This is a genomic window from Elusimicrobiaceae bacterium (genome assembly GCA_017528825.1).
Lineage (GTDB): Bacteria > Elusimicrobiota > Elusimicrobia > Elusimicrobiales > Elusimicrobiaceae > Avelusimicrobium.
In genome coordinates, this window is record JAFXOI010000041.1 from 35,542 (window position 1) to 59,814 (window position 24,273).

Annotated in this window: 22 protein-coding genes, 4 tRNA genes and 1 pseudogene; 7 read left to right on the forward strand and 20 right to left on the reverse strand. The window is 44.8% G+C overall.

The features are described from left to right. Positions 1-178: 178 nt before the first annotated feature. The 3 genes from IKN49_07220 to IKN49_07230 are packed head-to-tail and all read right to left on the reverse strand — an operon-like array spanning position 179 to position 2,711. On the reverse strand, positions 179-1,477 hold the full coding sequence (locus tag IKN49_07220; protein MBR3632828.1) for a PD40 domain-containing protein: 1,299 nt from the start codon (positions 1,475-1,477) through the stop codon (positions 179-181). 6 nt (positions 1,478-1,483) lie between these two features. Beyond that, the gene (locus tag IKN49_07225; GenBank protein MBR3632829.1) at positions 1,484-2,173 is read right to left on the reverse strand and encodes a tetratricopeptide repeat protein; all 690 of its coding nucleotides are present in this window, start codon (positions 2,171-2,173) and stop codon (positions 1,484-1,486) included. Positions 2,174-2,198: 25 nt separating this feature from the next. After that, positions 2,199-2,711, reverse strand: a complete 513-nt coding sequence (locus IKN49_07230; protein ID MBR3632830.1) for an OmpA family protein — start codon at positions 2,709-2,711, stop codon at positions 2,199-2,201. A gap of 367 nt (positions 2,712-3,078) precedes the next feature. Here IKN49_07230 and IKN49_07235 point away from each other — a divergent pair. Beyond that, a pseudogene (locus IKN49_07235) lies at positions 3,079-3,195 on the forward strand (prepilin-type N-terminal cleavage/methylation domain-containing protein). Positions 3,196-3,670: 475 nt separating this feature from the next. Here the strand turns inward: IKN49_07235 and gatB are convergent. Then, positions 3,671-5,116, reverse strand: a complete 1,446-nt coding sequence (gene gatB / locus IKN49_07240; GenBank protein MBR3632831.1) for an Asp-tRNA(Asn)/Glu-tRNA(Gln) amidotransferase subunit GatB — start codon at positions 5,114-5,116, stop codon at positions 3,671-3,673. 34 nt (positions 5,117-5,150) lie between these two features. On the opposite strand from gatB, the gene IKN49_07245 reads away from it, so the two are divergent. Continuing rightward, complete coding sequence (locus IKN49_07245; GenBank protein ID MBR3632832.1) at positions 5,151-6,683, forward strand: hypothetical protein; 1,533 nt, start codon at positions 5,151-5,153, stop codon at positions 6,681-6,683. Here IKN49_07245 and IKN49_07250 read toward each other — a convergent pair. From IKN49_07250 to IKN49_07265, 4 genes are all read right to left on the reverse strand, one after another. Then, positions 6,675-7,883 (reverse strand): hypothetical protein, encoded by a 1,209-nt coding sequence (locus tag IKN49_07250; GenBank protein MBR3632833.1) that lies wholly within the window; start codon positions 7,881-7,883, stop codon positions 6,675-6,677. The two genes, IKN49_07245 and IKN49_07250, sit on opposite strands and share 9 nt — an antisense overlap. After that, entirely contained in the window at positions 7,880-8,869 is a 990-nt protein-coding gene (locus IKN49_07255; GenBank protein ID MBR3632834.1) for a glycosyltransferase, read from the reverse strand. The genes IKN49_07250 and IKN49_07255 overlap by 4 nt, the downstream gene beginning before the upstream one ends. A 92-nt stretch (positions 8,870-8,961) precedes the next feature. Beyond that, positions 8,962-9,035, reverse strand: a tRNA-Met gene (locus IKN49_07260). Between the two features lie 50 nt (positions 9,036-9,085). Then, positions 9,086-9,568, reverse strand: coding sequence for a type II secretion system protein (locus IKN49_07265; GenBank protein MBR3632835.1), 483 nt, complete (start codon positions 9,566-9,568; stop codon positions 9,086-9,088). 169 nt (positions 9,569-9,737) lie between these two features. Between IKN49_07265 and IKN49_07270 the strand changes: the two genes are divergently transcribed. Next, positions 9,738-10,229 (forward strand): prepilin-type N-terminal cleavage/methylation domain-containing protein, encoded by a 492-nt coding sequence (locus tag IKN49_07270; GenBank protein ID MBR3632836.1) that lies wholly within the window; start codon positions 9,738-9,740, stop codon positions 10,227-10,229. Between the two features lie 104 nt (positions 10,230-10,333). On the opposite strand, the gene IKN49_07275 is transcribed toward IKN49_07270, so the two are convergent. From IKN49_07275 to IKN49_07285, 3 genes are all read right to left on the reverse strand, one after another. Continuing rightward, complete coding sequence (locus IKN49_07275) at positions 10,334-12,064, reverse strand: ABC transporter substrate-binding protein (protein MBR3632837.1); 1,731 nt, start codon at positions 12,062-12,064, stop codon at positions 10,334-10,336. Further along, entirely contained in the window at positions 12,061-13,017 is a 957-nt protein-coding gene (locus tag IKN49_07280; GenBank protein ID MBR3632838.1) for a C39 family peptidase, read from the reverse strand. The genes IKN49_07275 and IKN49_07280 overlap by 4 nt, the downstream gene beginning before the upstream one ends. An 8-nt stretch (positions 13,018-13,025) precedes the next feature. Continuing rightward, positions 13,026-13,097, reverse strand: a tRNA-Pro gene (locus IKN49_07285). Positions 13,098-13,450: 353 nt separating this feature from the next. Between IKN49_07285 and IKN49_07290 the strand changes: the two genes are divergently transcribed. Continuing rightward, on the forward strand, positions 13,451-13,966 hold the full coding sequence (locus tag IKN49_07290) for a pilin (GenBank protein ID MBR3632839.1): 516 nt from the start codon (positions 13,451-13,453) through the stop codon (positions 13,964-13,966). Positions 13,967-14,001: 35 nt separating this feature from the next. Here IKN49_07290 and IKN49_07295 read toward each other — a convergent pair. Beyond that, positions 14,002-14,075, reverse strand: a tRNA-Ile gene (locus tag IKN49_07295). Positions 14,076-14,163: 88 nt separating this feature from the next. Here IKN49_07295 and IKN49_07300 point away from each other — a divergent pair. After that, positions 14,164-14,234: transfer RNA gene (locus IKN49_07300), tRNA-Gln, on the forward strand. On the opposite strand, the gene IKN49_07305 is transcribed toward IKN49_07300, so the two are convergent. Then, positions 14,209-14,463 carry a hypothetical protein gene (locus IKN49_07305; GenBank protein MBR3632840.1) on the reverse strand — a complete coding sequence of 85 codons (255 nt, stop codon included), beginning with the start codon at positions 14,461-14,463 and terminating at the stop codon, positions 14,209-14,211. The two genes, IKN49_07300 and IKN49_07305, sit on opposite strands and share 26 nt — an antisense overlap. Positions 14,464-14,480: 17 nt before the next feature. Here IKN49_07305 and lysS point away from each other — a divergent pair, with 17 nt between their 5' ends. Then, a complete protein-coding gene (gene lysS / locus IKN49_07310; GenBank protein MBR3632841.1) occupies positions 14,481-15,995 on the forward strand; it encodes a lysine--tRNA ligase in 1,515 nt (504 codons plus the stop codon). 61 nt (positions 15,996-16,056) lie between these two features. On the opposite strand, the gene IKN49_07315 is transcribed toward lysS, so the two are convergent. The 3 genes from IKN49_07315 to IKN49_07325 form a co-directional block, all read right to left on the reverse strand. Beyond that, the gene (locus IKN49_07315) at positions 16,057-17,085 is read right to left on the reverse strand and encodes a pilin (protein MBR3632842.1); all 1,029 of its coding nucleotides are present in this window, start codon (positions 17,083-17,085) and stop codon (positions 16,057-16,059) included. A 220-nt stretch (positions 17,086-17,305) separates the two neighbouring features. Beyond that, a complete protein-coding gene (locus IKN49_07320; GenBank protein ID MBR3632843.1) occupies positions 17,306-17,830 on the reverse strand; it encodes a chromate transporter in 525 nt (174 codons plus the stop codon). Further along, positions 17,827-18,357, reverse strand: coding sequence for a chromate transporter (locus tag IKN49_07325; GenBank protein ID MBR3632844.1), 531 nt, complete (start codon positions 18,355-18,357; stop codon positions 17,827-17,829). Before IKN49_07325 ends, IKN49_07320 begins: the two co-directional genes overlap by 4 nt. 130 nt (positions 18,358-18,487) lie before the next feature. Here IKN49_07325 and IKN49_07330 point away from each other — a divergent pair, with 130 nt between their 5' ends. Further along, the gene (locus IKN49_07330) at positions 18,488-18,952 is read left to right on the forward strand and encodes a hypothetical protein (GenBank protein MBR3632845.1); all 465 of its coding nucleotides are present in this window, start codon (positions 18,488-18,490) and stop codon (positions 18,950-18,952) included. Positions 18,953-19,037: 85 nt separating this feature from the next. Here the strand turns inward: IKN49_07330 and IKN49_07335 are convergent, their stop codons facing one another. Genes IKN49_07335 through IKN49_07350 form a run of 4 tightly spaced genes read right to left on the reverse strand, consistent with a single transcriptional unit; the run spans position 19,038 to position 24,273 of the window. Then, positions 19,038-20,726 (reverse strand): N-acetylmuramoyl-L-alanine amidase, encoded by a 1,689-nt coding sequence (locus IKN49_07335; GenBank protein ID MBR3632846.1) that lies wholly within the window; start codon positions 20,724-20,726, stop codon positions 19,038-19,040. A gap of 36 nt (positions 20,727-20,762) precedes the next feature. Beyond that, positions 20,763-22,217, reverse strand: a complete 1,455-nt coding sequence (locus IKN49_07340; GenBank protein MBR3632847.1) for an Rne/Rng family ribonuclease — start codon at positions 22,215-22,217, stop codon at positions 20,763-20,765. 19 nt (positions 22,218-22,236) lie between these two features. Beyond that, a complete protein-coding gene (locus IKN49_07345; protein MBR3632848.1) occupies positions 22,237-22,926 on the reverse strand; it encodes a DUF2344 domain-containing protein in 690 nt (229 codons plus the stop codon). Positions 22,927-22,932: 6 nt separating this feature from the next. Continuing rightward, entirely contained in the window at positions 22,933-24,273 is a 1,341-nt protein-coding gene (locus IKN49_07350) for a rod shape-determining protein RodA (GenBank protein MBR3632849.1), read from the reverse strand.

Sequence of the window (24,273 nt, forward strand, 5' to 3'; positions counted from 1 at the left end):
ACTCAGACTGAACTGCCTACGGCAGTGCACCGCATTCTGCATACGGTTCCAAAAACAGAATCAAATTGTCTGTCAACTATAATAGTCGACTGTTTCTATTGTAACAAAAATCTTTACCTAGCGCAAAAAACGGCCTCTAAACAAAAAGTTTAGAGGCCTTGCGAAAGAAAAACTTTTCTTAAAACGACCAGTGTGGGGTAAAGCTGTCGCCCGGCAAGTCTGCCACCAAATGCGGGGCACTGCCGTCCGAATCCATTACAAATAATTTGCGCCGCCCGCCGTCACGCGTGCTGGTAAAAGCAATAAAACGTCCGTCCGGAGACCACGTGGGGTCTTCGTTAGAGCCGGAATCGGTGGTTAACCGGCGAAGCTGCGTGCCCGTCAAATCTACCAAGAAAATATCAAACGGATGATATGGCGATTCGCGGCCCGCAAACACAATCCACTCTCCGGTAGGCGACCATTGTGGGCTGTCAGACCAGTTGAAGTTTTTGGTAAGCGGACGGGTTTGGCCGGTGGCCAGTTCCATCACATAAATTTGAGGCGTGCCGGCGCGGTTAGATACAAAGGTAATAAATTTACCGTCCGGCGAGTAAGACGGAGAGCCATCCACAGATTGTTTGTTGGTAATCTGTTTCTTTTCTCCGCTTTCTAAATTATAAATGTAAATGCTGGGGTTGGGACCTTTGGAGCTGGTAAATACCAAGGCTTTTCCGTCGGGAGACACCCCCCCGATTAAAGATAAACCATTGCGGATAATGACCGGCGCGATTTTGCCCGCTTTCAAATCAATGGCGAAAATATCCGGATTGCGGTAGCGATAAGTGGTGTAATAAATGCGGCCGTCTTTGCTCCAGCGGGGCAAGAGCGCGATGCTTTTGTCATTGGTTAACTTCTTCAAATTTTCCCCGTCATAATCTACCACATAAATTTCTTTGTTACGGGTAGAATTGTTAGAGAAAGCAATTTTGGTATCGGCAATGCCGCGATGGCCGGTCAACGTTTGAATGATTTGGTCCGAAGCAATATGTGCTACGCGGCGCAAACTGCTATCCGTTCCCTTAAACGCTTTAGCAAATACCGGAGATTGCGTAGCCACATCGTAGACGTATAATTTAATGGTGTAATGCGGCGCCGCATACGAAATATCCCCGCCGATTAAATAGTTGGCGTGTTGTTTATTCCAGCCCTTAAGCGTGTCTTTTAGTTTATTGGCGGTAAATTCAGGTCCGTCCGTAGCGATATCAAAATACCGTGCATATAAAATATCGGCCCGCAGCGTATCATATACGGTTTGGGCGGCCGGTACCGTTTCTTCACCATGTACGATAAAAGAAGGCATGGCAATTACCGGCAGCTTTTTCCCGCCGGAAGATGTAATGCCGATATACACATCGGTTTTAGGCGCCGCAAATAAACCGCTAGCGACGCACCCCAAGATAAGGATCGTGAGTAAGCGTTTAAGTAATTTTTTCATGATAGGTTATTTTAATTTGGCTAATTCTTCTTTAGCCAGACGGGCTTCGGGCGAGCGCGCGAAGTCTTGCACGACGGAATTGAGATAGCGTTTCGCCTCTTCCGTCTTGCCTAAAGGAATAATACTGCGCGCATATTTCAAACGTGCGGTAGCAGTTAATTTACTTTTAGGAAATTTTTGAAGCACCGTGGCATAGGCAATGGCCGCCGGTTTGGTTTGCCCCTGACCGGCATAGGCATCCCCTAAATAAATGTAGGCTTGTTCTATATTTTCGCCTTCCGGATAGGTGTCAATGTACAACTTAAATCCGTCTGCCGCTACGTCGTATGCTTGTTTATTTAACTGAGCCAATGCCTCGTTATACATTTCCGAAGGCAACAGGGCCGGCTTTTCAGCAGGCTCTTCCGGGGTCGCTTGAGCATTTTTTACAGCGGCATTAATGTCATCTAATTTAGTAGATAAACTAAAAAGTTGACCGTCTAATTGAGATAAATTCTCATTTGATACAGACAAGTTTTGATTGAGTTCCGCCATCTGGCTGGCCAGTTCAGCTTGATTGGTTTGCATGACGGCAATCGTTTCACTGAGTTCTTTGAGCTGCAATTTGAGCGTTCCCATATCCCGCTCGCTGGCGATGCAGCCGGACAACAAAAGGCCCAAACCGCCTAAACAACAGAGTTTTATATTTATGTTCATACGGTTCGGGCCCCCTTTCAAATAATTAGTTCGCCGTTAAGATAGTTTCTGCGCGGCGGTTTTTAGCCCAGCAAGCTTGTGTAGCTTCGTAGCAAACCGGTTTTTCTTTACCATAAGAAACAGTGGTAATGTTAGCAGCCGGAATACCCAAGCGGACGTAGTAATCTTTCACTTCGTTGGCTCTTTTTTCGCCCAACGCAATGTTGTAGGCGATGGTGCCTCTGTCGTCGCAGTTACCTTCCACAACTACGTTGTAGTTGGTGCCGGCGGCCGCTTTGATGGCTTTAGCATTGGCTTCTACCACTTTGCGGGCATCGGCGGTCAAGGTAGCTTTGTCCAAGGCGAAATAAATCGTACCCAAGGCAATTTGCGCTTGTTCCACTTCAACTACTGTGGTTTCTTCAATCACCATTTCGGTGGCGGCGCCGTTAGACAAAGTTGCCATATCGGCGTTGGCATCGTCCTTGACGTTCTTTTTGCAGGCGGTTAAACCGGCGGCCAAGGCGAGCACTAAGGTTACTTTCAACAAGTTTTTCATCTCTTATTTCTCCGTAGTACTACTGTAATTTTTTCTACCTATAAATGATAGCAGACTTTTTGGCTACGGGTCAACTTGTTTTGAAAGGTTAGATTTTTGGCGTGTATTTTGTTACAATGTACGTACAATTTGACCTGTTTTTGGAACCGTTGCCAAAACGGACAGCTATTGAACAAATAGCTAGGATTCAGTCCAAAAACAGCCGATAGTAGGCACACAAAGGCGACGGCCTGCGTGTGCCGAGTGTTTGCCGCTCACTTGGGCGGCAAACTACGGCTGTTATGTTGGGTAGCTGAATCCTGCTCAGACATAGCAGCCGTTTTTGTTGTGTTTTATAAAACAGGGAATTGAAATCAAGGAGAAAATTATGAAATACAACAAAAAAGCCTTCACACTCATAGAACTGCTTATTGTCGTACTGATTATCGGCATCCTAACTGCTGTGGCAATACCGCAATATCAAAAAACAGTTACACGCTCCGAGGCAATAAGTATGTTACAACTATTCAAACCATTTACAGAGGCATATAACTTAGACTATATGGAACGCGGAACAAACCCACCTAATTTTGAAATATTCGGCGTTTCTTTACCGGCAGATTGGACGGGAGCTGATACAACACAAGCCACCAACGGGAAATGGGAACTATCTTATTACGGTGGACACGATTGGAGATGGATCACGATAATCAAGACAACAGAACCATATAGCAACTGCGGTTTTAGGTATCTTAAACAAAGAGGAACGGGTGGACATACTTATCATCCACTCGATGAAATAGTTTGCGTGGAAAATTATACGGTAGGTAATAACGGCTCTTTTTGCACAAAATTATTTGGTGGAAAATATCTAGGAGGCGATGGAGGATATCGAGTTTATTCTTTGCCTCTATAGTAGCACAACATTAATCTCACAAAAGAGCGCGGTTTGTACCGCGCTCTTTTTTATGCTCAATTTTTTATTTGCTTAACAATTCTACTAATATCTCGTTCATGCGCTTGGGGTTGGCCTTGCCTTTACTCTTGCGCATTACGGCCCCCACCAAGGCACCCACCGCGGCGCGGTTGCCTTTCTTAAAGTCTGCCACCGCTTTGGGCGTTTCGTTAATGGCTTCCTGTGCCCACGCGACAAGTTGCCCTTCATCAGACACCTGAGAAAGCCCTAATTTCTCTACTAACACACCGGCTTTCTCTCCGGTTTGATACATTTTTTCAAATACGGTTTTGGCCTGCGTGCGGGAAATTTTGCCACTTTCCACCAAGGCAATTAACTCCGCCAAATTAGCCGCCGTAATGGGGCTATCTTCGATTTCTTTATTTTCTGCGTGCAAAGCACCCAGTAAATCAGTGGTAATCCAGTTGGCGGCCGCCTTAGCGGGGGCTCCGGCGGCTAGCACCGCCTCAAAATATTCTGCCGTGTGGCGGGTAATCGTCAGCACGCCAGCATCATAAGCAGACAAGCCAAGCTCCATAAATTTGGTTTCTTTAGCGGCGGGTAATTCCGGCATTTCCGCTTTGATTTTTTCTAAACGGTCTTTGCGCAAAATCAAAGGCGGCAAATCCGGCTCCGGGAAATACCGATAATCCAAAGCATCTTCTTTAGAGCGCATGGGTTTAGTGATATTTTGTTCTTTGTCCCACAACAAAGTCTGCTGAATGACTTTCTCGCCTTTACTTAGCACTTCCGTCTGGCGGGCAATTTCAAAATTAATCGCATCGCGTACGGCTTTGAAAGAGTTTAGATTTTTAATCTCGGTGCGAGTACCGAATTTTTCTTGTCCGACCGGACGTAAAGACACATTCACATCTACGCGCAGTTCGCCTTTTTCCATATCACAGTTGGAAGCATCCACCCATTTCATCAAGCGTTTAATTTCCGTCAAATAGGCATAGGCCTCATCGGCTGAGCGCATATCCGGCATAGATACAATCTCCAACAGCGGGCAACCCGCACGGTTATAATCTACGACCGAATATTGAGCTGTATGCGAAGATTTAGCGGCGTCTTCTTCCAAATGGGCATGATGAATGCCAATTTTTTTCTTCTGCAAATTGGTTTTGGGTCCAAAAGTAATTTCAATTTCTCCGCGGCCGTTAACCGGATGAGCGTTTTGGGTAATTTGATAGCCTTTGGGCAAATCCGGATAGAAATAATGTTTGCGTTCAAAAGAAGATACTTCGTTAGTCTTACAACCTAATGCCAAGCCGGCGCGCACACCCAAACGCACAGCACCTTCGTTCATCACGGGCAAAGTGCCCGGCTGACCGCTACAGCGGGGACAAATTTCCGTATTGGGACCAGAACTCTCATCCATTCCGTTCGGACACGTGCAAAACATTTTGGTTTTGCTGGCCAATTGTACATGTATTTCAAGACCGATAACTGGTTCAAATTGAGTAGTCATTTATTTATTCTCCTAAAATAATATAATATCAAATATGATTTCCCTTTTAAAAACTACTTCTTACAAAACAGGCGCGGCACTGGCAGTCGGCTCAACAGCATTATGGAAATTGACCTCTTTTGCCAGTAGCATTTTAATTGCGATTTATTTCGGAGCCGGCACCCATACCGACGTGTATTTTTACTTGATTATGCTCATGGGCTTTGGCATTACATTTCTGCAACGCATTAATACGGTAGTGCTCATCCCCGAAGCGATGTTTCTGGCAGAGAAAAACCCCGCACAAAGCAGATCTTTTTTAACAGCCGGATTTTATGTTTATTTACTTCTTGCGTTAGCGCTTGGGGTTTTGGGCTTACTGTTTCCGGTGCAAATTACCGGTTTATTTTCCCGGTTTGATTTTGCGCTCTTGCAACAAGAACAAATTTTACTGGCTACTGCATTTTTCTTATTTGCCACACAAATACTGGTGTATTATTTAACCCCCGTCGTGGAAATGCACAAATTTTTTGCGGTAGCTTTATTGGGGCCGCTCAACGCCCTTTGCCCGCTACTGGCTTTACTCCTATGGGGCAAACAGCTGGGCATTATTTGTATGATTTACGGCTTTTTGGCCGCCAATGTCATACAACTTATCGTGCTGATTTGGATACTGGTCACCCGTTTACACTGGGATTTTGTTCCCAAACCCTTTCATTTGCCGGCGCGCGCTCAAAAGAACATTCTGGGCACCCAAATTTTAGGCATTATGGGTATTGTCAACAGTTTATTACCGATGTACATTCTTTCCGGTATGGGAGCGGGCATTGTCAGTGCCTTAAATTATTGCCGGCAACTCACCGATTCTCCCTCTGAGATTATCACTAACCGCGTCATCAACGTTTCCAAAATTGAACTCACGGAAAATGCCGCTAAAGGCCAAATTAATGTCTATAACAAAAATTATCTGTCCACTAATCATTTACTTTTGTTCGTGCTTACACCGCTAGCTGTCTTTACAGCTTATTTCGCTGTCGATATTGTGTCGCTTTTCTTTGAGCACGGTCATTTTAATGCGTGGAACGCGGCCGATACGGTAGCGTTTTTACGCCCGATGATTTTTGTAATTATTTTAATGGTGCCGGCGGGTTTGCAAAGTAATACCATTGCCGCGTGGCTGAAAGTAAAAGAATGCCTGCCCTATTCTCTCACCTCCAGCTTGGCATTTACGTTTATGGTATTTTCATATATGCCGGTGTGGGGACCGTTTAGCTATCCGTATTTTATTATAGGCGAACTGGTATTTAGCTTTATACTAAGCTATTTTATGTTCAAAAAATACTTCCCGTTTATCAATTATTTCCGTTCTTTTTGGGAGTTGTTGCGGTTGCTGGCTATTAACGTGATTGCGCTGGTGCCGGCGGCAATTGTACGCATGTTTTTTGGAGGGAGTAATCCGTTCTTAAATCTACTTTTCTGCGGATCTGTATTTGTGATTGTACTGCTGGTTATTTCTTATAAAAGCCGTGATTTGCAACTCTTTTTGAATACGACCGAAGCATCCAAAATCATCAAACGATTATTTTAATTCTTCTTGTACGGCGTCCAATACCATTTGCGGAGTAATGGCATCTAAGTTCTGGCAGGTTTTGTAGCCACACAAACAAGTCGTGTACCATTTTGGGCCACCTACCCACATACAATACTCACACTTTTGGCAAGAAACTGCGCGATTTTTCTGCTGACCAAAAAATTGAGCCGAAGTGTGCGCGGTAAAATAAACGGCCTTGGTACGTAACCAACGGGTTAATTGCACAAAACCGCTTTCCCCGTCTACATGCAACCACGCATTGTCAATAATAGCAGCAATATCTGTTAGCTGTGTTTTATGGGTTAGACACACATCTACAAAATCAAAACTGGGGCTTACCGGTCCGCCCAATTGTACTACCCAAACATCGGGATAGGCGGCCTTAAATAAACGCACAAATTCCCGCCATTTTTCTTCGGGCCAACATTTAAGCGGATGTCTGCCGCGCAGGTCGGCATTTACATTAATTCCGCTATGAATGGTGATATATTTTTTTCCGGTTAATCCGAATTTTTCCAACACTTTCGGATCGCGTAAACTCATAGGTAATAGACCAGTCTGATATACGTCAAAGTCCACAGCGCCTAAATAACGTTGCCCTTCTATTTGCTGTTGCTGATGATGATACAGAAAACGTCCCAGCACATCATCGCACATGTAATTGTCTTCTACCAAAAAGGCTAAACGTTTTTGACGACGCAGGCTTTCTTCTATTACAGGCAAAATTTCCGGAGCTACTTGTTGCACACGCTGTTTATTCACATGCACCGTACGAAAAGATAAACACACCTCAAAAGCCAAATCGTATCGGTACCAGAGCGGATTTTGCCCGCCACCGAGCATAATGTTTTTGTCATCGGCTTGCCACAACATTTCTGCCGCGCCCGGCGTTTGAGTATAGTAGTAAAATACGGCGTTAGGAAGTTTTTTGCGCCACGCTTGCACGCATACACGTTGCGCGGCCACATCCCCGATGCCGCCGCGCAAGTGCCAATATACGTGTAAACGATTATCTTTAACAGGACTTTTTGTGAAGTAAGAAAGTAATTGACGCCGCCACTGCCACCAGATTTTATTGCGCAGATTACGGTAAGCAAACGCCCACCGCACGACGCGGCAATCGCGCCCGTGCAACTCTAAAAAAGTTTCCAGTTCCGCCAGTTCTACGCGGGTCTTATCACTTTCCCAATCAATCATGCTTCTTCAAAAAAAGAGGCAAATACTTCAAACGGAAAACGGTCTTTCATTTTAGCGGCTTCCACTGCCAACCCAACGCGTTTTCCCCAATCTACCATCAGCTCATCTAATGCCCCTTCCCAACTATCTACCTGTGCTAATTTACCGTTCACATTGTCCGCGATAAACGCATCGGCTCCGGAAGCCTCACAGGCCAATACCGGAAGTTTACTGGCCATGGCATCTAATACACTTTCCACGCCGGCCGTTTCTAAGGCAGGATGCACATAAATATCCGCATAGGCTAACAAAGGACGCAATTGCGAGGCGGGCAAGAACTCTGTGCTATCCTGCAGATTGTGTTTTACAATAAACCGTTGCAAAGCGGCTTTGCCGGTGCCATCAGCGCAGATGGTCAAATGCCAGCTGGAGTGCAAGGGAGCCAGTCGTGCCCATACTTGCAACAATCCTTCTATGCCGCCCTTTTTACCCAAGGTCCCGGCCGCTACAATGTTATTAGATTTTTTGAAAGCCTGCGGCCAATTGCCTAAGCCATGCGTTACCCATACAGCCGGATTTTTCACACGCACCGCATTGGTACCATATTGTTTTTTGTCCAAAGCCTTGTTCCCTTCCCCCAGTACGATTACTTTTTTGGCTTTGTTTAGAATAGTTTTTTTGTTTTTGACCGGTTTTTCTTCTTTCAAATTTTCCGGCTCTACGTATAAGTACGGCAATTTAGCAGCGGCCGCCGCTTCACATATCAGTAAGCTACCTAACGAAATCACTCTCTTAACACCGGCTTTTTGTAAAGCCGCCGCCCATGATTTGGCAGAGGCAGTAGCGCCCAGTGTTAACGTGGCAAAAGGCATTTGCTCCGGCAATTTTCCGCGTACGCCGCCCACAATTATTTCTTGTCCGCCGTTCTGCAATACCTGCGCCAATTGTTCAGCCAAGCGCAAGGCATTAAAATTTTTGTGATTACCCACAAATACAAGTTGCTTCATTTTTCTAACCCTCTCTTCTTTTATTATCTATAAATTGTACATAAAAAATAAGCTATGAAAAAACCGCCCGATTCGAGCGGTTACAAAATCTATTGCGGGGACTGGATTTGAACCAGTGATCTCAAGGTTATGGGCCTTGCGAGATACCAGGCTTCTCTACCCCGCACCATATTATAGCAAAAGAGCCACTAGACTGGCAAATGAGGACACGTATTGCTACAAGTAATATGCTTTCATACGAGTAATAAATTTATAGTTATGTTCTCCGGTTCCACCTAAATCTCTACATCCCTGCGCTCCAATTGCCCCATCTCCTGTACAAGTCATTTTTCCCACATACTCCGGATACTGACATTTTATCCAATAACGCAATGCCACACGAGTATCATCTGCCGGGAAAGACAAAACTGTTACATAATAGCCAGCACTGTTTGAGTTAACGCTAATTTCCATCTTTGTAGGATCATAAGGGATTTGTATATCTAATGCGTCCAAAGTAGGAGTAGCTCCTCCCGTCTCCATGTAATATCTTTTAAAAGATTCTGCGATTTGCCTCGTATGCATTAATAATTCAATATTTCTAGATTTACGCACTGCCCGTTGATATTGCGGCAAAGCAATTGCTGATAAGATACCGATAATTAAAACAACTACTAATAATTCAATAAGCGTGAAAGCCCTTTTATTTTCTAGAAACATAGACGACCTTCCTTTAGTGATTTTTTTAAATGATACTAAAAAAAAAACCCGGCGTCAAGCCTTTTTTATTTCCCGACGAAAAAACGGCCCAACAATAAACAACTCAATGATAGAAAATTTGTTATACTTAGTAACATATGGAGATTCATTCATTTTTGAGGATATATTTATGATACGCAATTCATCTCGCGGATTTACACTCATTGAGCTGTTAGTAGTAGTACTTATCATTGGCATTTTAAGTGCCATTGCCTTGCCGCAATATGAAAAAGTAATATGGAAAATCCGCGTGGCACAAATCATACCAGTAGTCAGATCTTTGGCAGAAGCAGAACAAAGATATTTTTTAGCCAACGGCACTTATACGACGAACATGAACGAATTGGATATATCTTTTAGTCAACCCACATCATACGATACTGGGAAGATGTATTGGACCCTCCACGCGCAAGAAGCCAACTCCTATAAACATGTCTATGCCGAAATAGACCGATGGGGTGATACACATTTCTATATCCGTTATGATTTGGCAAATGAGAAGATGGAATGTTACCCAGAATCAGTCAACACCAAAGGCGAAAAGATATGTAAACTGCTGTCGCAACAGACACCTTATCGTTGTCCAAATCGACCTCAAAATTTTACCTGTTACGAGATGTAAGCTAGACTTGCTGTTTTGACGTAGGTTAAGCAAAAAGCAACGAAACCCGATACTTTGCGTATCGGGTTTCGTGCGTTTTAAGTTCTCAAACCGAAAAAATCTTTTTACTTATACATCGGGTAGAAGTAGATGCCCATATACACCGGGTTATCTGTAAATCCCTTTACCCGGTCGCGCATTGCCCACAAACCGGTGGGGTGCACCGTATAAATCTGCATAGCATCTTCATAGGCCAAATCTTGCAATTGCAAATATAGTTTCGCACGTTTGGTCGGATTCGTCTCCGACACAGCCCGGCTGATAAGCTGGTCCGCTTTGGGATTTTTATAACCTTGCGCCAAAGCGTAGCGCCCGTCGGAATGCAAAAATGCGAAATAGAAATTATGTGCATCAGCATAATCGGCCACCCAACCGCGCACCCAAATGGGCATTTGCCGCGCAGCGGTTTTTTCTAAGAAAGACGCCCACATCACACCGCGCACTTCCACTTTAAATTTAGGATTTAAACTCTCCACATTTTTCTTGAGCATTTCCGCGGCCATTTGGCGCGCCACACTGCCGGTATTGTAGGTAATGGTCAGCACAAAACCTTTATTCCACAACTCTCCGCCATAGGCCTTTTTGAAATGTTCTTCGGCTTTTTTCAAATCAAAATTATAATGCTTGCCCTGCGCGGTATCCGGCACCAGTCCCGCCGGAGCCGGCCCATAGGCACGCTCTCCGCGGCCTTCCATAGCTTGGCTTAAAAATGCCTCATAATCAAATGCATAAGCGAACCCTTTTCGCACATCACTGTCTTCAAAAAAATCAGCGGGAATTCCCTGCCCGTCCAGCTGGCCGGATCCCACATCCGGATTGCCTTTGACTTGGATATTTTTGGTGAAGAAAACTACCGGATCGGTACGTAGACGCGGCAAATGATCATACACGGTCACACCCGCTTTTCCTTCCAGTTGTTTGGCAAATTGCGCGGGAATTTCCACCACATCGGCTTCTCCCCCTTCCAGTAACAGACGCAAGGTGCTCGGCTCTGTGACTGTCATCATATGAATTTGTTGTAATTTGGGCGCACCGGCAAAATAATTTTCATTAGCTTGCAATAATAGTTTGCGGCCGGAAATATCCCAACGCACCAACTTAAACGGACCGCTGCCATTCATATGATCAAACAAATAAGAATCTTGTTTTTCAAAATTATTAAATTGTTTCCAGGTTTCTTCCGTTCCGTCCCAACCGCCGTGTTCGGCTACCCATTTTTTAGGAGTAATATAACCCCACCGAGCCACAATGCCCAAAAACGGAGCAAACGGTTTTTTCAAACGGACCACTACGTTTTGTCCTTCTACAGTAATCGCCGCAGCTGCTTGTTTGAAATCTGCCACGATATTTCCTTTCTCATCGCGAGTGGAAGTAATCCCCAGCACAGGTTCTAACAGTAAAGAAGACGGACCGCCCGCCACATCCGAAAGCATAAACCGTAACAACGAATAGCGCACGTCTTCCGGTGTCAGCTCCGTACCGTCGTGAAATAAAATCCCCGGGCGAATGGGAAAGGTATAAGTTAACCCATCTTTGGAAATCAAACCGTTTTCCACAGTTGGCACTTGCTCGGAAACAGACGGCAAAAAATCATTCATAGAGCCGCCGTTGAATTTAAGCAACGTATCGTACACATTGAGCATCATACCTTGCGTGACTCCGTCGTACGAAAACACGGGATCTAAAGATTGCATTTCTCCGTTATGCGCCACAACCAAAGTGCCGGTATCCGGGCCTTTTTGGCACGCGGTCGTTAACCCTACAAAACAAATCAGAACTATAATTACTTTTTTCATCTCTTCCTCACTAAATAGGCAATTCCGCGTTTATTTTGCAACCAAGCGCGGGCAAATTCTTGTGCGTCGTAAGCACGCAGTACATCGGCTTGTTGCGCCGCGGCTGGGTCAGCCACATAGATTTGGCCTTTTTCCCATCCGCAAATAAGCACCAAATGCCCCTGCGTTTTGTGGACGGCAGCATTGGTCAATTCTCCGCCCTTGTAGGCAATACTGGCCAGTACCAGGCTGTCTTTGGATATAAAATCTTCCAGTTGGGCCAGACGGTGAAAGCGCGTCACACAACTGTCCAACCCGCACCGACATGCATAAGCGGTATTTAATGTCCAGTTCCCATAGATACGCGCCCGGTCATCATATACGGCATGTGCTGTTTCTAAAGGATCGGCTTGCACCCCTAACGCCCGCATCGCCATGCACAAAGAAGTGGGGCTACATACCCGTTCTCGTTCCAGCGGCTCGATGGGTAGCTCCATTTGGGAAATCGGCTCCACTTGAATATGCCGCTTGCCGGCCGGTAACATATCTGCGCAATCCGGCAGTTCTGCTTCGGGGTCTGTCAAACAAACAGAAACAGCAGGCACATCCGCATCGCCATGCACCGTTAATAAAAAGCGATAAGCATTTGCCGCCGCAAACAAATGCAACACGTCCACGTGTACTTCCCCTGCGGCACAGGTTTGCAATTCAAAACTATGGTTTAATTTTTCAGAATAGAATGCTAACTTAAAAAATGGGCTCCAAGTTTCTCCTTGGCGTACCTGCACTTCTGTCAGCAACCAACTATTAGGACGCGGATTGTAATTGACAGACATCACAAAAGAAGAAAAAGGAACTACCGGCTCCAAGACCGGAGACAGAATCGTATGATTTTCCCCGTCGGCGCTAAATGTATAACCGCGGCTTGGACGGTGAAAATAAGTCAAATAAGGTAACTTCGTTTGGGTAATCATGATTAAAATCGGGGCACCGAGACTCGAACTCGGAACCTTCCGCTCCCAAAGCGGACGCCCTACCATTGGGCCATGCCCCGTTGGATATATTGTAGCAATTTTAGGAGAAAGGCGCCTGTAGCTTTTACCGGAAAATTTGTTATACTAAAGAAAAGATTAACTGAAAAAAGATATTAAATTAATTTTCACAGTTTAATCTGTTTTTGGAACTGTATGTAGAATACAGGCTTTGGCAATTTTGCCAAATCACCGAAACGCCAAAAACAGTCGTTTAGGCACAAAATAAAGTGGGTAGCTCCCACTACGTTTTGTGCTGAAAACGTTTATCGTTTTAACGATAAGCTACGGCTGTTGTTTTGAGTTGCGTTTCGGTGGCTCAAAATAAGCAGCCGTTTTTTTTGCGTTATTTTGGGCCCGATGAAAAGGAGTATTTATGAAAAGAGGTTTTACCTTAATAGAATTATTAGTTGTAGTATTAATTATCGGTGTGTTAACAGCTATCGCGTTGCCACAGTATGAAAAAGCTGTTGAGAAGGCCAAACTCACCGAAGCACTAGAGACTTTGAGTGCATTACAACGAGCTACTGATATATTTTGCTTAGAAAATGGATTACCTACCACAGAAAGCAGATTATTAGGAGGTACTGACAATCCGGGACAAAATTTATCTATTAATTTAACAGGATTAAGCTGTTCCGACGAAAATTTTGGAGGACATAAATTTTGCAACTCAAAATACTTTGGATATGAAGTCATCTGTTACAACAACGGTTGTGTTATTTCTGCAGCTCGTACACAAAACAATACTTGGCTATATTTTCTATATCTAGATAATCGGGATGAAAATAATAACAACTATTCCAAAACTTGTCTGATTGAGACAGACAAAGGCGAAGGAATATGTAATGGTTTAGGAAAACAAGGATGGAATATTGACGACGATAGATAACTGAAAACCCGCACACAAAGTGCGGGTTTTAAATCTGCGCCCATCAGGACTTGAACCTGAAACCCACCGATTATGAGTCGGTTGCTCTAACCAATTGAGCTATAGGCGCTAACTTTATTTATTATAACAAATTCCTCGTTTACTTTGCCGGCTCGGTTGCGTCGTTTCTCCTCAAATTGCTATAATATAAATGTTAATCCGGGATGGTGTAATGGTAACACGGATGCCTCTGGAGCATTAATTCAAGGTTCGAGTCCTTGTCCCGGAAAAATTTTGATAAAAATTTTTACGGGACAGCACGCAAACTGCTTTGCGTGCGCAAGGACGAGAAAGGCGGAGCGATGTTTTTGTTTGATGGCGTACAGCTCCTCTGCCCGAAAGGCAAAAACCGCGAGCCCGGCCTGCAGGAAAATTCCGTCAGGAATTTTACTGGAAGGAGAGTCCTCTCCCCAAAATGCTTTAGAAATTTGAAGCCGCCCGCGATATGCGGCGGCCATTTTTTTATGAGGAATTTATGGAAAATAATAAACCCGCTGAAAAGCACAATAATGCACTGGACGAAATTATCGCCCAACGCTATGCCGAAGTGAACGAGCTACATGCCGCCGGCATTAATCCGTATCCCAATCATGTAGAAAAAACGCATACTTGCGCGCAAGCCAAAGAGGCGGCCGAAAACACCGAAGTGGCCACCGCCGGCCGTTTGGTGCAACTGCGCAAAATGGGGAAAGCCGCTTTCGCCCACATTCGCGATTTTTCCGGCAAGATACAGCTTTATATTGCTAAAGATTTACTTGGAGAAGAGCCCTATGCTTTTTTCAAAAAACATTTAGCCGTGGGCGATTTTGTAGCCGTGCAAGGGCATATGTTCATCACCCAAACCGGCGAAAAAACCATTAAAGTGCATAAGTTGGATTTAATTTCCAAAGCCATTCGCCCCATGCCCGAAAAATTCCATGGTCTGCAAGATACCGAAGTGCGTTTCCGCAAACGCCATTTGGATTTAATTGCTAATGAAGAAGTGAAAGATATCTTTGTCAAACGTGCCAAAATTATTTCGTCCGTGCGCCGCACGTTAGATGACAAAGGATATTTGGAAGTGGAAACACCGATTTTAACGCCCGATTCCGGCGGCGCGGTAGCACGCCCGTTCCAAACCTATCACAATGCGCTGAAAATGCCGCTTCGCTTGCGTATTGCCTTGGAACTATATCACAAACGTTTAATCGTCGGCGGATTTGACCGCATTTATGAAATCGGTCATATGTTTCGCAACGAAGGCATTGACACCACGCACAACCCCGAGTTTACGATGATGGAACTTTATCAAGCGTACGGGGATGTGAACACCATGGCTGATTTGTTTGAAGAAATTTTGGGCAATGCGGCCAAAGCGATCGGCGTGGAAAAAGTAATGTTCCACGGACAGGAAATTAATTTAGTACCTCCTTTCAAACGCTTGCACATTCCGCAAGCGTGGCAGGAAAAATTCGGCCACGATATTCATGAAGTGTTAGACGGCCGCCAATTCAAACGCGAACCCTTGGCAGCACTGGCCAAAGAGCAAGGCATTTCCTTCTCGGCCGACGACCCGGACAGCAAACTGTTTGACGAACTGTTTGAAACCAAATTATTAACCGGTTACAACTGCCCGGTGATTGCGCTGGATTACCCGACGGCAGTCAGTCCGTTTAGCAAAACAAAACCCGGCGATCCGGAACTGGTGGAACGCTTTGAAGCGTTTGTATGCGGTAGCGAACTGGGCAATGCTTACACCGAGCTCAATGACCCAGCCGACCAATTGCAACGCTTGAAAGACCAAGCGGTTGCCAAGGCCAAAGCCAAAGGCGAAGATGCTGAAAATGCCGATATTTTAGACGGTGATTATATTGAAGCGTTAGAGTCCGGCATGCCCCCCACAGGCGGTATGGGCATTGGCATTGACCGTATGGTCATGCTACTGACCGCGCAGGATTCCATTCGCGAAATTATTTTCTTCCCTACCTTAAAGGCCTTGGAAGAAAAATAAATCATTTGGCACCTATGCAAAAACCCCGCTCAAACGAGCGGGGTTTTTGTTAGGGAAATACTTACTTAAAATACTGCGCGTATTGTGCTTTGGCCTCTGCGCAACGCTCTGGCGAACAAGTGGGTTTTCCACTGCAATAATCACCGCAGCAGCAGGAGGTGTCTTGATAATTACCTGCTGAACCACAAGAACCAGATGCATTGGCAAAACATACCGAGTCATTTTTAAATGTTGCATATGCACAAGGAGCTAGAGAAGCAGAAGGATTGGCTATACAAAGGCCCCCATCAAACGTACTGGAGTATCCGCAAAACTTATGTCCACTACAAACAGCCGCTCCTTGAATAGTATCTTCTCTGCACGAATCAGAATGAGAGGAGATATTATCATCAGATAGACAAACGCCTCCTCGTTCTATTTTTGTATTCCAACATCCAGAACACGACTCTTCAGCTTGGATATTTCCTTTTCCATCACTTCCGCATTGGTCTGAATAGTTTTCATTTTCAAGTACAGGTAAGCCTAATGCCTCACAACGGCTTGCTGTATCTTGATAACATTTCGTCTTGCTACTACTCCAAGACCGACCGGCATTTTCACAGGTTCCTCCATCTATTGCCTGATCTAATAAATATCCCGTATAACCGTCAGCTGACGTTAGCTCTTGGCCCATGAGTAATTTCCCGCAAAGTCTTTCGGCGCGCTCATCTCCGGCAAGTGCTTCACAATGTAACTGTCCGGCAAATTTTGGGTTATCATCTAAGTAACTAGCCAGTCTTACATTGGCAAGTTTACTATTTGTCACTCTGATTACATTGGGGTCAGAGGTGTTATTAGGAGTAATTAAGTTAAATGTTAAATCGTTGTTCTCCATAGTCACGTCCAAATTAGCCATCGTGTCGGTATATCCGTCATTGGACATCTTAAATGCTTCCTCTGCGTCTTTTATCGCTTTGGCTCCCGGGAGCATCGTGCTCCAATGACTCTTGTCCACTGCTCCTTGGTACATCGGTATAGCAATAGCAGAAAGAATCCCAATAATCAGAACTACGATTAATAGTTCTATTAAAGTAAAGGCTTTCCTTGACATTTTTATTCTCCTTTTTAATAATCTTAAAACGCCCGTAATGCAACGTTTCACAAGCAAGTGTCTTGAAAACAGCGGCGTTCTAAGAAATCGTAGCAAAAAAAAAAAACAAGTCAAGCCTTTTTTATTTCCCGACGAGAAAACGGCCAAACAAGAAACGACACAGCAGTGGCAAAAGGAAAAACCCCGCTCAAACGAGCGGGGTTTTTTATAATCTGACAAATTAATACAGTAGCCAACCGGCACCGCCGGCCAGTAGAATAAGTAGAATGGGATGCATTTTATATTTTCCGACTGCCACAAAAGCACCCGCAAATAACACCACACTTTTCCAATCCACAAAATTTTCAGCATTGCATAATACCAGTGCCGCGGCGGCAATCAGACCTACTACCGCAGGGCGGAGCGCCGTAAACACGGCCTTTACACTTTTATCCTGTTGATGTTTCAAAAACCAACCCGCTACTAATAACATGAGTAAAAATGAAGGCAAACATACTGCCACAGTAGCCACCGTAGCTCCCCAAACACTTTGGGCGGCGGCATACCCCGTATAAGTGGCCATATTAATACCCACCGGCCCCGGTGTCATTTGGCTAAGAGCTACGATATCGGTAAACTGGGCATTGGTCAGCCAAGCCTGCTTGGTAACCACTTCATTTTGTATAAACGAAATCATGGCATATCCGCCGCCGAAATTGAACAGGCCGATTTTGAAAAATGTCCAAAATAATTTGAAATAAATCATTTACTTCTCCTAAGTAGCCAGCCGCCCGCACCGGCTATCAATACCACATACACCGGCGAAATCCCCCCTAGCCACACCGCTAACGCACACCCGACGGGAAACCAACTGTTTTTCCAGGTAATACCGGCGCTTTTAGCCAATCGAAACACCGGCACTGCAATCAAAGCCACCACGGCGGGCCGTATCCCTAGAAAAATGCGATTAATCGTTGTGTTTTGGCGAAAACCTTGCAAGCAAATTGCGATTGCTAAAATAATACCAAACGATGGAAGCACCGCCCCCAGCCCTGCCCACAAAGCACCCCAAACACCGGCCAGTTTATACCCTGTAAAAATAGCCATATTGACGGCTAAAATGCCCGGGGCCGATTGCGCCAGTGCGGTTAAATCCAAAAAATCTTGTTTGCTTAGCCAATTGTGGCGGCGGGTCAATTCCTCTTCCATCAAGGGTAGCATTGCATAGCCGCCCCCCAAGGTAAAAAGACCGATTTTGCAGAAAATAAAAAACAATCGCACACACAGTTTCATGTGTATATTGTAGCAATTTAGAAAAAAGGAAAAAGAAAAGAAGGTAGGTTAGAATGCATGGAGAAACTGTGTTTTTTCTATTATTTATGCTATATTAAAGATAGGAGAATTTTCCCGCAAGGAGGAAGAAATGAAACACAAAACAATATTACTCGCAGGCATTTTCCTGTTAAGCTTTGCCGCCTGGGTATGGGCCGAAGTACCGCAAAATATTTCTTTTGCCGGGGAGACGTTTGTTTTCGCTAAAGATAAGGAAGAAGGTGGCGTTGTTACTTACTCGGCTTCAGCACGTGAAGGCGGTATAGTATTTTGGATATTTGCTCCTTCAGACTCAGCCCAAAAAGATACAATTAACCCTGTTTCTGCAGCTCATAGAAAATTACAAGAGTGTGAAGAAAACAATGATCTTTACCACAACTGTAAATTAGATTATTGTGATAATGAGAATATAGTACTATCACAAGACGCAAGCGGACTTTGGGTCGATTTGTTCCGATATACTAAAACAAAACTTTTATGGATAAAAATTTATTCGAAAGAATTGCGTGCCCCCGTCTCTCAATACCGCCGGGCCCTCTGCCAATTAGATATTTAATTTACTGCACGCAGAAACCTATAGATTAGAAGAGCGGGAAAGTATTAAAACTTTCCCGCTCTTTTATAAATAGTTCAAACTATGCTTATTTCACTTTGCCTTCGGCTTTGAGGTAAGACATAATCCCTTTGCCAATGCCTTCACCCATTTTCTTTTGGGCCGATTTATTATTTAACCGTGCCTTATCTTTGGGACTGCTGATAAAGCCCATTTCCACCAAAATAGCCGGTGATTGCACACCGCGTAGCACATAAAAGTTGGCCTGCTTAATCGAATTATTTTGCCGCACCGCAATCCCGATGCCCGGCTCTTTGTACACATAATTGCGTACGTGACCGGCCAGTTTAGAACTTTCGTTCATATATTCGTTCTTAGCCAGCGACTGTAATAGTTTATCCACAAAACTATAATGCGCTTCTTCATACTGCAAAGATTCGTTTTCAAAAGCAGCGATGTCTGCCGCTTCCTTGTCGGTAGCTTTATCGGAACGGAAATACACTTCAAAGCCGTTAGCGTCACTTTTCTTCGTGGCATTGGTGTGTATGGATACAAACAAATCCGCCTTTAGATCATTGGCTTTCTTACTGCGTCCGGCCAACGTGACAAAGGTATCATCACTGCGGGTCAGCGTTACATCAACCCCTTGTTTTTTCAGATAATTATACAAGTGCTTGGAAACCGCTAAATTCAAATCCTTTTCACGCGCACTACCGCGGCGAACAGCCCCCGGGTCTTGGCCGCCGTGACCGGGATCCACTACAATGTGAATCTTGCCTTTAGCAGTTATAATCGGTGCGGGCGCGGCACTGATAGTCGGCGGAGGTACTGCAGATAGCACCGGCACAGAGGCAGCGGCCTCTTCGTCAGCGGAAAGGATGGGGGTGTCTTCCGGCTGAGCACTTAAATCTAATTCTTCGGCATCCGTATCTTCTTCCCCCTCAGCCGTTACCGAAGGGGCCGGCAATTCTTCCGCAACTACGGAAGATTGCAGGGCAGGAGCTTTTTGCTCTGCGGGCTTTTGGGTTTTTGCGGGAGGGTCCGCGATTTCTTTGGCAGAAATGCGCAACATTTGCCCCGCCGAGGTGGGAATCATTTTCCACACTTTTCCTTGCGTGCCTAACACTACTTCCACCACTACATTTTTGCCCGATTGCGACAAAGAGAAAGAACGAATAAACGTATCTTTCGGACGCTGACTGATATCCCGCTTCAACACGGCATTAGGGAACATCGCTTTTAAGGTGTGCTTGTTGGTCTGTTCGAGCGTAGGAGCCGTTTTGGCTTTGGTCCAAATCTGCAGTCCGTCAAAATCAGTTTGCCGGTCTAATTGTTCAAATGCCACCGTAAAATGTTTTTCCACTACCAGCGTATTATTTTGAAACGCGATTTGCCGATCCAACGCTTTTTGTATTTGCGGTAGCAAGAAAAATTCCACCGGCACGTATATTTTACCGCCGGAAACAATGGTTTCGGCCGGTAGTGCCACGGTGGAAGTATTAATAATGGCTTCCCGCAAAGAAGCACTCACAATGGCATACATGCCGGGAAAAGCAATTTTAAGTTGTTTAGAAGCAGAGAAGAACTCCACCGTGCCGCCCAATTTTTTGGCGGTTGCCTGCGCATCCAGCAAGGTATGTCCGGACGCCTTTATGGAAGAAACAGTCCCTTTGTCTTTGCCCAAAATTTGTACAGCCGTCTTGCCTTGTGCATGCAAAGCAGGAACGACCCCGAACAAAAACAAACAAATAGACAAAACTAGTTTTAGTCTTCTCATAAAAAGGCCGTACGGAATTTTCCGCGTAACGCACGATTACTCTAATACGATTTTATAATCTTCCCACGCCAGTTGCGGATCAGACTGAATTTTAAGCGAACGATGGATATTTTCTTCAATATCCGCTTGCTTTTCTTTGATAGATTCGGCCAGTACCGGATGCAATACTACTCGCAAATTACCACCCGGGCGACCATTGGTTAAATCATAAATTTCGCGCTGTATTTTAATACGCATACTTTCCGCAGAAAGCACCCGCCCCGAACCATGACATTGAGGGCATTCTTCGCTAATAAAACTACCTGTGCTTTCGCGCTTACGCTCGCGCGTCATTTCCACCAGTCCCAGACGGGTAATAGGCAAGATACGTATTTTCGCACGATCCCCGCGCACGGCATTAGACAACGCTTCTACCACGCGGTGGCGGCTGGAGGCTTTGCGCATATCAATAAAATCAATTACAATAATCCCGCCGATATTGCGCAAACGTAATTGGTGGGCAATCTCTTGAGCCGCCTCAATATTGGTTTGCGTAACGGTTTCTTCTTGGGATTTATTACCTGTAAATTTTCCGGTGTTAACGTCAATAGCGCATAAACTCTCTGCTTCTTGAATAATAATACTGCCGCCATTGGGTAAGGGCAGTTTAATTTTACGTAAATTATCAATTTCGGGTTCCACACCGTATGCTTCAAAAATCGGCGTTTTGCCCTTATAGAGTTTGACGCGGTCCTCTAATTCCGGGGAATTTTTCTTTACAAAATCCAACACCCGTTCATAATCTTTCTTGTTATCTAACAAATATACTTTTGCATTTTCGCTCAGTACATCGCGCGCCACCTGCAACACCGCATCCATATCCTCATGTAACAAAGCCGGAGAAGGCAGTGTTTCAAATTTTTTCATAATGGACTGCCATTGGCGATACAGATACTTTACTTCACGTTCCAATTCATCTTTGGTAGCTTCTTCTGCTTCGGTACGAACAATACAACCCATTCCATTCAAATGTTTTTCAGCCAACTCTTGCATGATATCATTGAGTTTATGGCGGGCTTCACTGTCTTCGATATTTTTAGAAACTCCCACAAAACTCTGGTGCGGCGTAAGCACTAAATACCGACCGGGCAACGTAACATCCATGGTTACTTTCATGCCTTTGGTGCCGATAGCATCTTTTACCACTTGCACCATGATTTGCTGGCCTTTTTTAAGCGCCTTATCGATGTTTTTACGATCGGCTCCTAAAATATCGGAAATGTATAAATAGGCATTTTTTTCATAACCGATATTGGCAAACGCACTGGAAATACCCGGCAACACGTTTTCTACTGTGGCCTTATAAATATTGCCCACAATGTTGAGGGACCCGCGACGTTCCCAAATCAGTTCATTAATACGGTCATTTTCTAAAATTGCAATGCGCGTTTCTTCGAAAGAAGTATTGACCAATACCTCTACCTTCGGCGCTTCTTCTACATTTTTATTCATACTTCAAATCCTCTTTTCACTAAATGGCGTGTAACTCTCCACTGCTATCTCGCCAATATAGTGCTTCTCTAATAAATTCAATGCCCGGTAGGGCAAACACTGTTTCTGTTGGCACCGATACTTGTAACCAAGCCGCTACTACTTCCTCCGGCTTAGCCATTTTATCGGCGCTCTTTTGCAACCATAATTCCAATTGATCAGGCTGTGGCTGTGCCACGGATAACACAAACGGTTTCAAATCTTGCTGCATCGTCATACCGTTTGGCGCCTGCATTGTTACATATAAATGTTTTCCGCGGAAAAATGTTTCCGCGCCGACCGCCGGAGCATAACTGGCAAAATCTCCTTGCGCACGGTACTTCACAACTTCTGCCAAATGGCTTACGGAAGGCAACGCGTACGGCACACGCTGTACACGCAAAATGCGCAATCCGTCCGAAGCAGAAGGGACTAACTGGGCCTGTACCTGCTCTGCGGAAACCGGAGCAGAAAAATACAGGTCCGCTATTTCGCCCACACTGCGTTGTCCGTGTCCTAAGGCAGGGCCATACGCCAAACGGGGCCAACTTGGATTTACTTTTGCGGGCTCAAACGGCAACCCACTGCGCAATACTCGATTGCGCAAAGCGACAACAACCTGCTTGTGGTCCAAATCTTGGTCCACAGCAAACGTTACTCGTATTTTATAAATTTTTGGGGCATTTATCATACTTTTTTATCCGCCGGAAGTAATGCGCCGTGCATAAACAGACTGCACCACTCCCAGTGCCAGCATGCTTGACACTAAGTTGGACCCCCCATACGAAATAAATGGCAACGGGATTCCTGCTACCGGAAAAAGTCCGATAAGCATACCAAAATTAATTAACATATACGTTAAAAACATGCCAAAAATACCGCTACACACCAAATACCCATATCGGTCGCTTGCTATATAGGCAATTAATGAAATACGCCACAAAATCAGTACATATAATCCCAATACAAGTAGCGTACCCCATAATCCTAATTCTTCCCCCACTACCGCCAAAATAAAATCAGTATGTTTTTCCGGCACAAACCCTAAACGTGACTGCGTTCCGGAAAATAAACCTTTCCCCCAAATACCGCCAGATCCCATTGCAATTTGAGCCTGCAACACATTATACGAAGCTCCTTTAGGATCAGATTGCGGGGCCAAAAAAGCCTCCACCCGTTTGCGCTGATAAGGTTTAATTTGTTTGTCTACAAATACGCCGGCCGCAAATCCGGCCAAGATGACCAGTGTAGCCAATACAAAATAGAAAGAAGGAATAAAGAGGCGCAACTGTTTACATAGCTGCCAAGCAACATATCCCCCCACCATCACCAACAAGCAAAATCCACATATATACAAGGGACTAACACTTAGCCGGCAAAAAGCATCTATCAACCAATAATCTCGCAAAGCAGGATGTAAATAAAAATAAGTCCACGCAATCGTAAACATACCTGCCACTAGCGCAAACATCGCTACCAAAGCTAAATAGAAAACATTAATTCCCGCACAATATAACAATGCCAGCAAAGCCGGAAATGTAATAACAATAGATGAAAAATCCGGCTGTAGCATAATCAGTCCAAATACAGGCAGTACTAAGCACCCCAACAAGAACAGCGTGCGCATATCGCGAATGCGCCGGCCTTGTCTATCCAAAAAAGCTGCCGACACCAAAATTATTAAGACACGACATAATTCAGCCGGCTGAAAAGAAAATAAGGGCAACACAAACCAAGAACGGCTTCCACGCTGGTAACTCCCAAACAACAAAACACCCACCAGTAAGGCTAAAATTATTCCGTACAGACCTTTCCATTGTTCATCAAAAATTTGATAGTTAAAACTCCAACCCACAAAAAAAGCCATCAATCCCACCGGCACCGCTATCAAATGCGTGCGCACTACCGGATTGGATAAACTAAGCGTATTGACCGCAGACATAATACATAGAGCCCCTAATAGCGCCAGTAACAACATGGCCCCAAATAAAACAATGTCTAGTGTGCTTTTACGAGTAGTAGATTTATAATGGACCAT